The organism is Mucilaginibacter sp. (assembly GCF_025362475.1).
GTDB lineage: Bacteria > Bacteroidota > Bacteroidia > Sphingobacteriales > Sphingobacteriaceae > Mucilaginibacter.
Genome location: NZ_JANYGH010000072.1, coordinates 68,561 through 83,286, shown reverse-complemented (window position 1 = coordinate 83,286; position 14,726 = coordinate 68,561). Strand labels below are relative to the sequence as shown.

Annotated in this window: 12 protein-coding genes; 10 read left to right on the top strand and 2 right to left on the bottom strand. The window is 41.1% G+C overall.

The genetic code is table 11. The features are described 5' to 3' along the window. The first annotated feature begins 76 nt into the window (after window positions 1–76). The 8 genes from Q0R88_RS25065 to Q0R88_RS25030 all read left to right on the top strand — a co-directional run bounded on the left by Q0R88_RS25065 (window position 77) and on the right by Q0R88_RS25030 (window position 9,803). Window positions 77–1,078, top strand: a complete 1,002-nt coding sequence (locus Q0R88_RS25065; RefSeq protein WP_295721173.1) for a glycoside hydrolase family 43 protein — start codon at window positions 77–79, stop codon at window positions 1,076–1,078. A gap of 11 nt (window positions 1,079–1,089) precedes the next feature. Then, window positions 1,090–3,195 carry a hypothetical protein gene (locus tag Q0R88_RS25060; protein WP_295721172.1) on the top strand — a complete coding sequence of 702 codons (2,106 nt, stop codon included), beginning with the start codon at window positions 1,090–1,092 and terminating at the stop codon, window positions 3,193–3,195. 92 nt (window positions 3,196–3,287) lie between these two features. Next, window positions 3,288–4,502, top strand: coding sequence for an N-acetylglucosamine-6-phosphate deacetylase (gene nagA, locus Q0R88_RS25055; RefSeq protein WP_295721171.1), 1,215 nt, complete (start codon window positions 3,288–3,290; stop codon window positions 4,500–4,502). A gap of 3 nt (window positions 4,503–4,505) precedes the next feature. After that, on the top strand, window positions 4,506–5,261 hold the full coding sequence (locus tag Q0R88_RS25050) for a glucosamine-6-phosphate deaminase (protein ID WP_295721170.1): 756 nt from the start codon (window positions 4,506–4,508) through the stop codon (window positions 5,259–5,261). A gap of 11 nt (window positions 5,262–5,272) precedes the next feature. Continuing rightward, window positions 5,273–6,820, top strand: coding sequence for a beta-N-acetylhexosaminidase (locus Q0R88_RS25045; RefSeq protein WP_295721169.1), 1,548 nt, complete (start codon window positions 5,273–5,275; stop codon window positions 6,818–6,820). Window positions 6,821–7,104: 284 nt separating this feature from the next. Next, window positions 7,105–7,425 carry a hypothetical protein gene (locus tag Q0R88_RS25040; protein WP_295721168.1) on the top strand — a complete coding sequence of 107 codons (321 nt, stop codon included), beginning with the start codon at window positions 7,105–7,107 and terminating at the stop codon, window positions 7,423–7,425. Next, window positions 7,415–7,810, top strand: coding sequence for a hypothetical protein (locus Q0R88_RS25035; RefSeq protein ID WP_295721167.1), 396 nt, complete (start codon window positions 7,415–7,417; stop codon window positions 7,808–7,810). The genes Q0R88_RS25040 and Q0R88_RS25035 overlap by 11 nt, the downstream gene beginning before the upstream one ends. A gap of 211 nt (window positions 7,811–8,021) precedes the next feature. Continuing rightward, complete coding sequence (locus Q0R88_RS25030; RefSeq protein ID WP_295721166.1) at window positions 8,022–9,803, top strand: DUF885 domain-containing protein; 1,782 nt, start codon at window positions 8,022–8,024, stop codon at window positions 9,801–9,803. 5 nt (window positions 9,804–9,808) lie between these two features. Here Q0R88_RS25030 and Q0R88_RS25025 read toward each other — a convergent pair whose 3' ends face one another. Together Q0R88_RS25025 and Q0R88_RS25020 are read right to left on the bottom strand one after the other, a co-directional pair. Continuing rightward, window positions 9,809–10,888, bottom strand: coding sequence for an aminoglycoside phosphotransferase family protein (locus Q0R88_RS25025; RefSeq protein ID WP_295721165.1), 1,080 nt, complete (start codon window positions 10,886–10,888; stop codon window positions 9,809–9,811). An 81-nt stretch (window positions 10,889–10,969) separates the two neighbouring features. After that, window positions 10,970–11,995, bottom strand: coding sequence for a LacI family DNA-binding transcriptional regulator (locus Q0R88_RS25020; RefSeq protein ID WP_295721164.1), 1,026 nt, complete (start codon window positions 11,993–11,995; stop codon window positions 10,970–10,972). Window positions 11,996–12,199: 204 nt separating this feature from the next. Here Q0R88_RS25020 and Q0R88_RS25015 point away from each other — a divergent pair, with 204 nt between their 5' ends. Both Q0R88_RS25015 and Q0R88_RS25010 read left to right on the top strand, forming a co-directional pair. After that, entirely contained in the window at window positions 12,200–13,273 is a 1,074-nt protein-coding gene (locus Q0R88_RS25015; protein WP_295721163.1) for an aldose epimerase family protein, read from the top strand. A gap of 122 nt (window positions 13,274–13,395) precedes the next feature. Then, window positions 13,396–14,706: a DUF3472 domain-containing protein gene (locus tag Q0R88_RS25010; protein WP_295721161.1), complete on the top strand. Its 1,311-nt coding sequence runs from the start codon at window positions 13,396–13,398 to the stop codon at window positions 14,704–14,706. Window positions 14,707–14,726: the final 20 nt, after the last annotated feature.

The window sequence follows — 14,726 nt, the reverse complement described above, 5'->3', positions numbered from 1 at the left end:
ATTTACGAAGTTTTAAAAACTTCGTAAATCTTGGCTTCTACAACTTGCAATGGCGGTTATTTATATTGATCTATCTATGAAAAACAAATTAAGATATTTAATGCTATTTGTAACTTTCGGCACTGCTGCATGCAGTCATGCACAGCCAAAGCCCGAAAAGCAGACCCAAACAAAACCGGGTGTTATCAGCGTTGTGCTTGATCGTGATTTTCCCGATCCTACCGTTATCCGGGTTGGTGCTAAGTATTACGCCTATGCTACCCAAGCTTCAAGTAATGGCCGGATGATTAATATCCAGGTGGCATCATCAACAGATCATGTGCAATGGACTTATGAGGGCGATGCCTTGCCGCAAAAGCCAACCTGGGCTTCCAATACTCAGAATTTTTGGGCTCCTGATGTTTTCTTTGATGCTAAGCTTAACAAGTTTGTGATGTTTTTTTCTGCCGATCCTAATGAGCTTACCGGTAAATGGATGGGAGTAGCTTATGCAGATAATCCGTTGGGGCCGTTTATTGATAAGGGTACCCCGCTAATGAAAGGCCCGGATTTTCACTGTATCGATCCCAAAGGCTTTGTTGACCCAAAAACGGGTAAGCATTTGTTGTACTGGGGATCAGATTTTCAACCATTGCGGGTAAGGGAAATGAAGGACGATTGGTCGGACTTTAAAGATGGCTCCGAAGCTACCGCGGTGGTATTTCCGGGAAAGGATAAAACTTACAGCAACCTTATTGAAGGATCGTGGCTTGATTACCAGGATGGTACCTATTACCTGTATTACTCAGGTGATAACTGCTGCGGCGACAATGCCAATTACGCGGTGATGATAGCCAAAGCAAGTGACCCATTTGGGCCGTTTGTACGATTGGGCGAAAGTGACCACACTTTAAATAGCACGATACTGGTAAAAGATGCTGCTTATACCGCTCCCGGGCACAACTCAATATTCGATGATGGAAATGGCAATAAATTTATAGCTTATCATGCAATCGAAATTTTGCATAAAGAAAAAGGGAGGGTAATGTGTATCAGCCCCATTCAATATAAAAATGGATGGCCGGTTGTCACCAGGTAATAAACAAAGGTATGAGTGTTAAAAAATGTGATTATTTATCAATAAAATCCGTTTTACTGATAATGCTGGCTGGCCTAAACAATAGCTTTGCCCAAAGTATCATTACCACAGATAAATTTAACACTAAGCCGGGTGTAACCGTTAGTGTAGCTGATACCCGGTTTACAATAACCTGGCCTGCGGGCAAAGCTGTTAAAGGCCGTCTGGTTTTAAATTTGAAAAACAACGAACCTTTATTTAGCAATATCCAGCTAAGTAAACATGGCATTTTTCAATCCATCATTCAAAATGTTGACCCACAGTTTATTCTTACCGAAGGAAAGCGCGACCTCATATCTCAGAATGGATGGAACATATTTTTTGATAAAGTACCGCTGAAACCACATCAATCCTACAAGGTAGATTTTCATAAAAAAGATATTAAAGTGAGTAGTTCAGGTTCAAGAACCCTGATCACACTTAGCGGGGTAGAAGCCCCGGGTTTTAAAGGCGAGCTACAGATAACGTTATATGATGGGCAGCCGCTTTTTAATGTGGCTGCAGTAATATCAACCCAAATTGATTCGACAGCTATTTTGTATGATGCCGGTTTGGTAGGCAAACAGAAGCCGGTTGAAAATATAAGTTACGCCGATGTATATGATCATTTGCAAACAGCCAAAATAAGTCAAGCCGATACGGCCCAAAATATCGCGGTAAAATACAGAACCATAACAGGCATAAATGATCAAGGCAGCATTGCCGTTTTTCCTGCGCCGCACCAATATTTTTATCCGCTGGATGAAGCATTTAACCTCAAATTTGTTTGGTGCGGTAACAACTACCGCCAAATGCTTAATGGTTATGGCCTGGGCATAAGGCAGGAGTTAAATGGCGATAAACGCTATGTACCCTGGTTTAACGCGCCGCCGGGAACAAAACAACGCCTTAATTTTTTCTGTTTGCTAAGTACCGATGGCGCAGCCGTATTGCTGAATAATGTTAAACGCTTCACGCATAACGATAGCTATAAGCCACTGCCCGGTTACAAAACCATGGCAAGCCATTTTCATAATGAATTTATCATGAACGTGGTACTTAAGGGAAAACCGGTACCCGATAGTCCAAGCTTTGTTAAAGTGTTCAAAAAGCTGGGTGTAAATATTGTTCACCTTGCCGAGTTTCATTATACCGCTCATCCCAAAGGACCGGATGAACAACGTTTACTGGAACTAAAAACTTTATTTGAACAATGTAGCCGCCTGTCGTCATCAAATTTCCTGCTTTTACCGGGCGAAGAACCTAACGAGTTTTTTGGTGGCCATTGGTTGGAGTTTTTCCCAAGACCTGTTTACTGGGTAATGTCGCGTAAGGCGGGCTCTCCATTTGTAAGTACTGATGCTGAACACGGTAAGGTTTACCATATTGGGGATAAAAATGATATGCTGGCCCTGCTTAAAGCCGAGAACGGTTTGGCCTGGACCGCTCATGCCCGCACGAAAGGCTCAACGGGTTTCCCGGATGCTTATAGGAATGAGGAGTTTTACCTGTCGGATAGGTTTTTGGGTGCCGCCTGGAAGGCAATGCCTGCAGATCTTTCACAGCCCCGGTTGGGTAAACGTGTGCTTGATTTGATGGATGATATGAACAACTGGGGGCTGAAAAAGAAGGTGCTTTCAGAAGCCGACCTGTTTAGTATTGAACCGGAAAACGAAATGTACGCCCACATGAATGTAAATTACCTAAAGCTGGATAAACAACCGAAATTTAAGGATGGCTGGCAATCAGTGTTAAATGTAATACAACAGGGGAAATTCTTCTCCACTACCGGCGAAGTTTTGATTAACGATTTTACGGTAAATGGCCACTCCACAGGCGAAACCATCGCTCTACCTTTCAATGGTCAATGTAATATTACCTTTAAAGCAGATTGGACCTTCCCACTGAATTTTGCAGAGATTATTTCGGGTGATGGTAAACAAGTTTACCGCAAACACATCAATCTTGATGCGACCGGGGCTTTCGGCACCCAAATATTTACCGTTAATACCAACCTGAAAGGCCGCAAATGGGCACGCTTAGAGGTTTGGGATGTAGCCGCCAATGGTGCTTACACGCAAACGGTATGGTTTAAATAGGATATCGGGCTTGCCCAAAGTAGCTGAGGCGGCTAATTTATTTGTCTTTTAAATGTTGATGCTCAAAGTTTAGCCAAAACAGCTTAACTTGTATGCCATATCAGCAAATGGATCAACAAATAAAAATCATAAACGGCCGTATTATTACACCATATCGAATTGTAAATGGTGGTACCGTGCTTGTAAGCGGCAATAAAATTAAAGCCGTAAGCGAGTGTGATATTGATGCACCAGGTGCCACTGTTATTGATGCTGCGGGTAAATACGTTTCGCCCGGATTTATTGATATTCATGTGCATGGCGGCGGCGGTCATGATTTTATGGATTGCAGCGAAGAAGCTTTTTTGGAGATAGCCCGTACACATGCCCGATATGGTACAACATCCATGGTACCAACAACACTTACTGCCGAAAAAGTAGACTTGTTAAAAACGCTTGATCTATATTCTCTTGCTGATGCTAAAAACACCATGGGCGCGCAATTTTTAGGGATGCACCTGGAAGGGCCCTATTTTGCCATGAGTCAGCGTGGAGCACAGGATCCCCGTTATATCCGTAACCCGGATGAAGACGAATACAAGGAGATCATCGCTTACTCAAAAGTGATTAAACGTTGGAGCGCAGCGCCCGAGCTACCGGGGGCGATTAAATTTGCCAAATATCTGCAGGCCAATGGTATCAAGGCCGCTTTAGCGCATACAGACGCCATTTATGAGGAAGTTGTTGAAGCTTTTGAAAACGGGTATACATTGGCCACGCATTTGTACTCGTGCATGTCTGGTGTTAGCAGGCGCAATGCATACCGCTATGCAGGTGTTATCGAGAGCACTTTTTTAATTGATAATATGGATGTGGAGGTAATAGCCGATGGCATCCACCTGCCTGCGCCATTGTTAAAATTAGTTTACAAAATAAAAGGACCTGATCATATAGTGCTTATTACAGATGCCATGCGCGCTGCCGGTATGCCCGAAGGCGAAAGCGTGCTGGGTAATAAGGAAACCGGCTTAAAAGTAATAGTAGAAGATGGCGTTGCCAAGCTGCCCGACAGATTATCATTTGCCGGGAGTGTTGCAACCTGCGACAGACTGGTAAGAAATATGATCAATATTGCAGGCGTACCCATAATTGAAGCTATAAGGATGATGACCAAAACACCTGCTACCGTTATGGGAGTTGAAAACTGCAAAGGCGCTTTAGTTGAAGGAAAAGACGCCGACATCGTAATATTTGACGATGAAATAAATATCCAAACAACTATGGTAAACGGCAAGGTTGTGTTTGAAGCAAATGAATTATTCAATTAAATAATGAAGGAATTTATTAAAGATAGCCTGGTAGTTAAGATTTTTGATAACAAGCATTTAATGGGATTGGCTGCCGCCGAATCTGTTGCCGAAAAGATAAATGAACTGTTAAAAACAAAGACTTTTGTAAACATAGTGTTTGCTGCAGCGCCATCTCAAAATGATTTTCTGGCGGCGCTGTTGAATCAGGATATTGAGTGGGGCAGGGTGAATGCTTTTCACATGGACGAATATTTAAAACTGGATAACGATGCCCCGCAGCGGTTTGGGCATTTTTTGCGGGAACGTTTGTTTGACAGGGTGACTTTTAATAGCGTGAATTACCTTGATGGCAATGCAGTTGAGGCCGATGAAGAGTGCCTGCGTTATGCAAAGCTATTGGAGCAATTTCCTGCAGATATTGTTTGTATGGGTATTGGCGAAAATACACACCTGGCATTTAATGATCCGCATGTTGCAGATTTTAATGATCCGGTATTGGTTAAAATTGTTGATTTGGATAATTCCTGCAGGGTACAACAGGTTAACGACGGCTGTTTTGCCCGGATAGAAGATGTGCCTACCCATGCATTAACGTTAACTATACCGGCCTTAACAAAGGCACCTTATGTATATGTAATTGTGCCCGGCGAAAATAAGGCCGAGGCTGTAAGGCAAACTTTGAATGCTGACATTACCGAAAAATACCCTTCAACCATCCTTCGCAAACATCCAAATGCCATCCTTTTTTTGGATGATAAAAGCAGCAGGCATATTTAAAATCTCAACCTATGAAAAAGATATTAGTTGTTTTATTGTTATTGGTTTGTTTAACTAATGCTTTTGCACAGGAAAACAAAACGTTACCTTCTTTATTTCCGGTAAGGGGTTTTCATCTCGATCTGCGTATACAGGTAATGACCATGCCGGCTCTTAGGGATTTCGCCCTAAAACTTAAGCAGAACGGCATGAACACTTTGGTGATGGAGTGGGAGGGCACTTATCCTTTCCAAAAACACCCGTTAATACCAAATCGTTATGCTTACAGTAAGGAGGAGATAAAGAGTTTTATAAAGTATTGCGATAGTTTGGGTATTGATGTAATACCCCTGCAGCAAAGCTTTGGGCATGTGGAATATATTCTGAGGCATGAGAGATATAAGCATTTGCGCGAAGACCAGAAAGATGTATCACAGGTTTGTCCGCTGGAAACTGAAGGCGACAAAGCCCTGTTTACTGATCTGTATACAGAATTGGCTGCTACCCACACTTCCAGGTATATCCATATTGGTGGCGATGAAACCTATTTGTTAGGGCATGATGCCAAATGCAAATTAAAGGCCGAAAAAGAAGGTAAATCCAAACTGTATACCGATTACATTAAAATGTTATGCGATATCGTGATCAAATTGGGCAAGCGCCCGGTGCTTTGGGCAGATATTGCTTTAAAATATCCTGAAGCCATTAAATCCTTACCCAAAGAAACTGTGTTTGTTGATTGGAATTACGGTTGGGATATGAGCCACTTTGGTAATCATCAAAAGCTAATGGAAAGTGGTTTTGAGATCTGGGGTTCGCCGGCTTTACGCTCAAGTCCGGATAATTATAATCTCACGCAATGGGAAAAGCACTTTAAAAACATTCGCGATTTTATCCCCGCAGCTGCAAAATTGGGATATAAAGGTATGATCATGACGTCGTGGTCAACATCGGGGCAATATTCATCTGTGTATGAATCTGAGGCAGACTTAGCGGAATTATATGCTATAAGGCATGTATACCCATTATCGGGTTTTAATATTTTGATAGCAGCTTATTTTGAGGCGCTGAAAAGTAAATCGCCATTAGCTATAACGCCCTTTGTTTATAAATACGCAATAGAGCAATTTGGATTGGATAAAACGGGGGCAGCCTTGTTTTGGGATGCACTTAAAGTATCGCCTTACGAAATTCAACAGGGTGAAGTAAAATCGCCGATACCTATGTCTGTTCAGCAACTATTGGATAGTTGCGCAGTAGCACAACAAAAGCTTTACGAACTGAAACCATTAAAAAATCAACAGGAATTTGAACATTTTAAGCTAATGGCCGATATCAGGGTATACTACCTGTCTTACCAACTGGTAGAAAAGCAGGTTAACCAACCAACATTTGATGATACACAAAGGCCGGCGGTTATTGATAAACTAAAACAGTTGTTAATAGATTCAAAAAGTCTTGATGAAAGATTTGCCCGGCTAAATAAAAATTTCTTATATCCAGCTGCTATTGATGCTGAAAATCAGCTAAGAAATATGAAGGTGATTGATTTATTACATCGCCTGTCTGGTAATAAATAGTAAAAATCAAATTCTCTCTTCAATTATTGCCGGCTCATGAGGTACGGCTTTGTTTCGTATATCTTAAAAACTCCTTACTAAATCATTTAACTGGTAACTACCGGGCTACGAAATATAATGACCATTATCATTAATAAACGATATAACGCTAATTTTTCTTAATGCTTTCGTTATTTAATTATCTGATAATTAGGTTGTTGTGTATTTGGCATGATGTTTACTATGCAATGCGTACGTCTGCAATGGTTTTAAAATGAAGTGTTTAAATTTTAAGGGGTGAAAAGATGAACAGGATAAAACAATTATTCCACGTACGGAAGCTTAATAGTTCACTGACCAACAAAGTGATTGAATTGCATAACACCGGTTATGATCATGATTTTCAATTACAGGGACAGCAACAGCTACTTTGCCTTCAGGATAACAGACTTTTCAATTTCGATAATGTACTTATCAGGCTTATTGATCAGGGCTATGATAACCTCAGTCATTCTTTTAAATATCTCCACACTATAGATACCGGTTGCGGGCAGAAAGGGATTTTAATGGCAGGAAAAATAGCTACCCTTATTGGTGAATCTAAATCCAAAGAAAATGTATCATAACAATGCAGGTAACCCATATATAGGAGATAGCGACCTGGTATCTTGCCTGTTGCGTGATCGGTTGGAAACAAAGTTATCAGAACTTTATTCAAACAGATATGAAGCTTTTTTTGATGAAGAGGCCGAAGTATTGAGTTATGAAGATAACACTGTTCAGGCATTAACAGCAATTGTAAAGCAGGAGCAAAACTGTTATTATGAATACAAACAAGCCTGGAGTATCTGGAGCACCATGCGGGTTGATGACAGGTTGTTTCTGCTGCAAACGTTTCAAAAGCATTTTAGTCAGCTCAGCAAACGCAATTCGGCTACTCGTAACATATTGGTTTTCTGCAAGGTGTTTATTAGCGAATTTGTTCCTATTATTGCTACTAATCGTAATTGACTCCGCGGAAACTGCTTCTCCCATGTTTTAGCAAACTATTTACCTACAGTCACCTTTTCCATAAAAACGGGGATTATTAGTAGTATTATAAGATGAGCCAGTAGGGTTTATTATTAAAGGAAAAGAGGCTTGTAAATATCAAAAATCCGGCGTGGTAAAAAATCAAAATATGTACTAAATTGCCTCTGTATTACATAATATGGAAATGTTTATGAAGAAGGTATCTGTACCAGGTTTTTTGTTTGTTTGCCTATCAACTTTAATGGTTAATGCTCAAACTAAACCTATTGATAACAGCAAAAACTGGGTTAGCCGTTCAGATAATTTTACTCAGATGCTCATCGCGTTAGATGAAAAATATTCTCCTGAATTTGGTTCGACAGAGGGCTTAACAATTTATGACAACCAAATAAGCGTACCTACACTGGCCAACCAACTGGCCGAACGAAAAGAAGAGGAAGCTTTGGTTGTTAAGTTTACAGATGCATTAAAAATAGAAAAAGACGCAAAGGTAGCACAGGACCTTAAAATCTTGATTGATCATTTAAACCTGGGTTTTCGTCAGCAGGATTTTGCAATGCAACGCCAGGTGCCATTTAATAATGCTGCAAATGCGGTTTATAGCGGCCTTGAAATTTTACTGGATGACCAAACCCCGGCTGAGCGACGCCCTGCTGCCCTGATACGTATTCGCAAATATGCAGGCCTTGAAAAAGGCTACCGTCCGCTAACGGCAATATACCAGGAGCGTGTTAACCAGCAAATTGCAAAAGGGAACATGATCTATCCATCAAAACAACAAATGGAGCTTGATCTTTCCCGTAATGCCAGCATTATGGATGGCATCCCGGAGCTATGCAAAAAGTTTAATCTCACCGGGTGGGAAGAGCCTTATGCGATATTAAAAAAACAGGTACAGGATTATGACCAATGGACACGTGAGCATGTGTTATCCAAAGCACGTACAGATTTCAGGCTTCCGGCCGAAGAATATGCTTTGAATCTTGAAGCTTATGGCATTGACCTCCCACCAGCTGAATTGGCAAAGCTGGCCCACGCGGCCTTTACCGATATCCAGGAGCAAATGAAACCTATTGCAGCGCAGATTGCTCAAAACAGGCATTTGGCATCGACTGATTACCGGGATGTGATAGCCATACTTAAAAAGGAACAGATTCATGGCGACTCTATCATACCGTTGTATCAACAGCATTTAAAAGATATTGAAGCTATTATTCGCGAACATCAATTGGTAACCTTGCCAAGCCGGCCGGCCATCATTCGTTTAGCAACTGCTGCCGAAACTGCACAAGGTCCTGCACCACATATGGTGCCGCCGCCATTTTTAAATAATACAGGTCAGCGTGGTGTTTTTGTTTTACCACTAAACATGCCTCCTGCACCAGGCGAGAAAAGCGGTGCTAAATTTGATGATTTTACGTTTGATGCCGCGTCGTGGACAATTACAGCACACGAAGCCCGCCCCGGTCACGAACTCCAGTTTGATAAAATGGTAGAAGAGGGCGTTTCAAAGGCCCGTGCTTTATATGCTTTTAATTCAACTAATGCAGAAGGCTGGGGACTTTATTCTGAGTACATCGTTCGTCCGTATATGCCTTTGGAAGGCCAGCTGGTATCACTGGATTATCGCTTGCTAAGAGCCGCCCGTGCATTTTTAGATCCCGAATTGCAGGCCGGTACGGTAACTCAGCAGCAAGCGCTTGATATTTTAATGAAAGATGTTGTTCAATCCCGTGCATTTGCACAGCAGGAGGTAGATCGCTATTCGCTAAAAGCTCCCGGCCAGGCCAATAGCTATTTTTACGGGTTTATTAAAATGCTGGCCTTACGCAAAGATGCAGAAGCCGCTTTGGGGGATAAGTTTAATGCCCTGCGTTTTCATGATTTTATCCTTTCGCAAGGTTTATTGCCACCAGCGCTGATAAAGGAAGCTGTTATGAATGAATTTGTTGTTGCAGATAAAAGCCGCTAACCATTTTAATCAGCAGCCGTCGTAAATTCCCGGTTAACGCTTGCAATCAATGTTTTAAATGATGATTCGGCGTTAATATATTTTGCAAGTAGTTTAAACTGGTTTTTTGCCCTGGTTAAGTTATGCCCCGGATATTGTGCGCCGTAATAAATATCATTATTCAAAAAATCGGTTAGAAAACGCAGTCCCTGCATATATATCATCAACTTGCCAGAGAAAATGAAAAGCTGCTTTTCGGTATCTGTAAGAATGCTGCCCATTTCAGACATATAGCCTTTGTATATGGTCCTGAAGAAATCTTCGCGGATATATATTTTATCAAGATCGGTTTCTTCTTCATTGGCGGGCGAAAGGTAGGTACGCATCATATCGCCTACATCGCTTAAATAATAGCCCGGCATAACGGTGTCCAGATCAACCAGGCAGAGCGCATGCTGCTTGTCATCAAACAAAACGTTGTTGATTTTAGTATCGTGATGAACAGCCCTTAACGGAATTTCGTTATTGGCAACTAACTGATTATAGGTCTGTAGAATATTATAGTGATTGTAAACCTCCTTTATTTCGGTATCAGCTTGTGCTAATTTAGCCGGGTCTGCATGTTGTGAAGCAGTTTTAAACTGATCGAACCGAAGTTTTAGGTTGTGAAAATCTGATAAGGTGTATTTAAGCAGGTTTATATCAAAATCATTTAACAGGTGGGTAAATCTGCCAAACTGCAAAGCAGCTTCGTAGGCTTCTTTTTTGTCTTCTAAAAAATTTACGGTATGCGAGCCATCTATAAATGGAAATAACCTATAAAATTTACCATCTGACGATTGAACAATAAATTCACCTGTAATAGTTTGCAGCGGCGCCACAAACAGATAATCTGGGTTAGTGGCATTTAAATATTCTTTTACCAATGCCAGGTTATTAACTATATGATCGGGTTTTTTAAAAACGCTGGTATTTATCTGCTGAAGGATATAGGCTCCACCATCGCCGCTAAGCTTGTAAGTAAGGTTTATTAAACCGGAGCCAAAAGCCTGGACATTGTATTCAGAAGCGCTTAATCCAAAGCTTATCAGTATATCATCAAACATATTATTCTGGTTAACTAATCAAACATACTTAATAGCTCAGTGAAACTGATGCGCAAACGTTTGAGTGTTTTTTTTGATGGTTTATTTCTTGTTCTCGACCAGTTGCGATTCTATAATGATCTTGTAGTAGGCACTTTGTTCATTGGTGCCTTTATCCTGGTGATGAAGCAGGTCCATAAGTATATCGGTAGCTTTTTGCCCCTGTAAATAAGGAAATTGTTCAACAGAAGCCGCAGGTATGTTCTCCATATAATTGATCAAAGGTAAATTGGCATAGCTTACAAACTCAAGATCCTGGTTTATTTTTATGTTAAGTTTTTGAGCATATTTGATAGCAAAAAGCGCTACATAATCATTAAAAGTTACAACGGCCGTAGGCTTTCTTTTGCTGGCCAGCAATTCATCCAACGCTTTTTTTGTGCCTTCTTCGGTCAGGTCGCAGGATACGATGAGCGATGGATCGTACTTTAACCTGTTTTTGGTCATGGCTTTAATATATCCTTCCTTTCTTTCGCCAGTAGCTACCATGGTTTGTGGTCCGTTTATCATACCAATTGCGCGATGCCCTTTTTTCAACAAATAGCTCACAGCCTCAATAGTACCTATTTCCATATTACAGGCTACGTAGTGGATGTTGGGCATGGGTGGTATCCGGTCAAAAAACACTACGGGGATATTATATTTCTTTAAATTCTCAAAATGCTGAAAGGAAGATGTGTTTTTACCCAGGGATACCAGCAATCCGTCAACCCGGTGATTTTTCATTTTCTCCACCAGCTGTCGTTCTTTTTGCTCATCATCATGTGATTGTGCAAGCAGTACGGTGTAGTTTTTTTTGTAAGCAGTATCTTCAATCGCGCTTATGGCCGATGAGAAAAATGCCTCAGAAAGCTCGGGTAAAATAACGCCTATGGTATGAGTTTTTCCTTTCTGTAAAAATATGGCAGTTTGGTTTGGCTCATAATTTAATTCGCCGGCAAGTTTTTTAATCTTGGCGCGGGTGGTAAGCCCTATGCTGGGATGATCATGCAAGGCCCTTGAAACTGTGGAAACCGATATACCCAGTAATTGCGCTATCTCTTTTATAGTAGTTGGTTTTGATTGCATTATCCCGGGGGCTATTAGTATGTTTTGTGAATTTAAAGTTAGGAGATTATTACGATATTATTGTCAGCGTGCGCCGCTTTGCAAACGTTTGCGTGTTGTTTAGGCATGTAAATCATTTTAATGCACCAGCTTATTAACTAATTTCATCACAGCTTAAAAATAGTCGCTGCTAATTACTATTTTAAATTTTTAATAACCTAAAATATGAGTGCTAATACAATAGCCGTTAAAAACTGGGGCATGGCAAATGGCAAGAATGTTGTGCTTTATGACCTTCATAATAAAAACGGTGTAAGCGTTTCGGTCACAAATTTCGGTGCATCAATCCAGGCAATCAATATTCCCGATAGAAATGGTAATGTGGCGGATATTGTTTTAGGGTATGACGATGTAGAAGGGTATATCAATGACCCATATTATACGGGGGCCATTGTTGGCCGTTTCGCTAATCGTATAAACGGGGGATTGGTTATGATTGACGATGAACAGCATCAGCTAACTGTTAAGCCCGGAGGCTTCCATCATCACGGCGGCGCTATCGGCTTTAATAAAAAAGTGTGGACAGCTAGGCATTTTACCCAAAAGGATAAAACGGGCGTAGTGCTGGAATATATCAGCCCAGATGGAGAAGAGGGTTTTCCGGGCGAGCTTACCACAACGGTTACATATACTTTAAATAATCAAAATCAGCTTATTGTTGATTTTGAGGCTAAAACCACTAAGACTACATTGGTTAATTTAACGCAGCACGCTTATTTCAACCTATCAGGCCAGGCCGGCAGTTCAATTTTAGAGCATGAGCTGATGATGCCCTTACAAGGTTATCTGCCTGTAAATCAAATGCAGGTGCCCACTGGCGAAGTTGCAAGGGTTGAGGGTACGCCTTTTGATTTTAGGGAGGCAAAGCAAATAGGAGAACGGATTGGACAGGAAAACGAACAACTGATATTAAGTGCGGGATACGATCATTCATGGGTAATTAAAGAAGCCGACTCAGATAAACTGCTCATGGCGGCAAGTGTAGTAGAGCCATTAAGTGGCCGGATACTCCATGTGTACACAACCGAGCCTGCCGTGCATTTATATACCGGTAATTTTATCGAAAATAATTCCCCAGGGAAAAATGGCGCCAAATACATGCACAGAAGTGGTTTTTGCCTGGAAACACAGCATTACCCTGATGCACCAAATCACTCGGAATTTCCATCTACAATATTAAAACCGGGCGATACATTTATAAGTAAAACAATTTTTGAATTTGCTATAGACACCAATTAATGGATAACTATGGCCAGTTTTCAAACGTTTGCGTTGAATTAATACCCTTTATTGTTTACTAAAATACTGAATGCGAGTACATTTATAAAACGGTAAGTTAATGCTTTACCAAAAGATCAACTATGAAAAAAACGATCAATAATTACACAGCTATTTTGGGTATACTATTTTTTAGCAGTACGCTTTTGGCTAAAATACCGGGAGCTACAGATACCACTTTACGCAAAATTATACCGGTAGGCGGCAACGCCTGGGTAGAGGCTCCGGCCACTATTACCGACGATGGTTTAACCCACTGGACAAGTGCCACATCTGTAAGCACTGTTTACTTTAGGGTTTCTGTAAAACAAACTATTCAATTGTTTTTAAGATTAAAGGTGCACCAGGGAACGAGCACCATAAGGGTAACTGCAGGTAATACTGTCATAGATAAAAAGATCAGCAATACAGCTTTTGATACCATCGCTGTTGGTAAAATAAATGTAACACATCCCGGCCATATCCGCCTAAAATTGCAGGGTATCAGCAAAACGGGTGATGTATATGCCGATGTAAGCGACGTAATCATTAAAACCCCAAAAGCCGACGACGATGTAGCTTATGTAAAGCAAGGCAGTTCGTTTTATTTTGGAAAAAGGGGGCCATCTGTACATTTAAGATTTGACGTTCCGCGTAATATAGAGAGTAAAGTAAAATGGTTTTATAACGAGATCAGGGTGCCTAAGGGCGGCGATATTATGGGATCATATTTTATGGCCGATGGTTTTGGACAGGGCTATTTTGGCATGCAGGTAAATTCACCCACAGAACGCAGGGTGCTATTTTCTGTATGGAGCCCCTATGAAACACAGGACCCCAAGAGTATTCCTGAAAATATGCGTATTAAACTAATCCATGGCGGCGAGGGCGTACATATAGGTGAATTTGGTGATGAAGGCTCCGGTGGGCAAAGTTATATGAACTATCCTTGGGTGGCCGGCCAAAACTATGCCTTTTTATTAAAAGCAGAACCTGATGTGGCTACAAATTCAACCACCTTTACTGCCTGGTTTAAAGATGTTAATGCTAATAAATGGATGCTGATAGCCAGCTTTAACCGCCCCAAAGTGGCAACATATTTAACCAACTTATATTCATTTGTTGAAAATTTTGATCCCGATTACGGCGATAAAACGCGCAAAGCATTTTTTACCAACCAATGGATAGGCGATACCGTTAATAACTGGCTGGAGTTAACCAAAGCGATGTACACCGGCGATGCAACAGCCAACGCTAACTACAGGAAAGATTATGCCGGTGGTGTCGATGTTACTGGTTTTTACTTGCAAAATGGTGGTTTTTTCGATGATTATAAGATGCTGCGCACCGTTATTGACAGGAAACCGCTTGGCGTAAAACCAATTATCGACCTGGATAAATTACCCTTAAAATAAACTATTGGCATACACGTGCC

What these genes read in the sequence shown, in the direction of transcription:
- Q0R88_RS25065 (WP_295721173.1), top strand. Translation starts at nt 77, where the DNA reads ATGAAAAACAAATTAAGATATTTAATGCTATTTGTAACTTTCGGCACT.
- Q0R88_RS25060 (WP_295721172.1), top strand. Translation starts at nt 1,090, where the DNA reads ATGAGTGTTAAAAAATGTGATTATTTATCAATAAAATCCGTTTTACTG.
- nagA (WP_295721171.1), top strand. Translation starts at nt 3,288, where the DNA reads ATGCCATATCAGCAAATGGATCAACAAATAAAAATCATAAACGGCCGT.
- Q0R88_RS25050 (WP_295721170.1), top strand. Translation starts at nt 4,506, where the DNA reads ATGAAGGAATTTATTAAAGATAGCCTGGTAGTTAAGATTTTTGATAAC.
- Q0R88_RS25045 (WP_295721169.1), top strand. Translation starts at nt 5,273, where the DNA reads ATGAAAAAGATATTAGTTGTTTTATTGTTATTGGTTTGTTTAACTAAT.
- Q0R88_RS25040 (WP_295721168.1), top strand. Translation starts at nt 7,105, where the DNA reads ATGAACAGGATAAAACAATTATTCCACGTACGGAAGCTTAATAGTTCA.
- Q0R88_RS25035 (WP_295721167.1), top strand. Translation starts at nt 7,415, where the DNA reads ATGTATCATAACAATGCAGGTAACCCATATATAGGAGATAGCGACCTG.
- Q0R88_RS25030 (WP_295721166.1), top strand. Translation starts at nt 8,022, where the DNA reads ATGAAGAAGGTATCTGTACCAGGTTTTTTGTTTGTTTGCCTATCAACT.
- Q0R88_RS25025 (WP_295721165.1), bottom strand. Translation starts at nt 10,888, where the DNA reads ATGTTTGATGATATACTGATAAGCTTTGGATTAAGCGCTTCTGAATAC.
- Q0R88_RS25020 (WP_295721164.1), bottom strand. Translation starts at nt 11,995, where the DNA reads ATGCAATCAAAACCAACTACTATAAAAGAGATAGCGCAATTACTGGGT.
- Q0R88_RS25015 (WP_295721163.1), top strand. Translation starts at nt 12,200, where the DNA reads ATGAGTGCTAATACAATAGCCGTTAAAAACTGGGGCATGGCAAATGGC.
- Q0R88_RS25010 (WP_295721161.1), top strand. Translation starts at nt 13,396, where the DNA reads ATGAAAAAAACGATCAATAATTACACAGCTATTTTGGGTATACTATTT.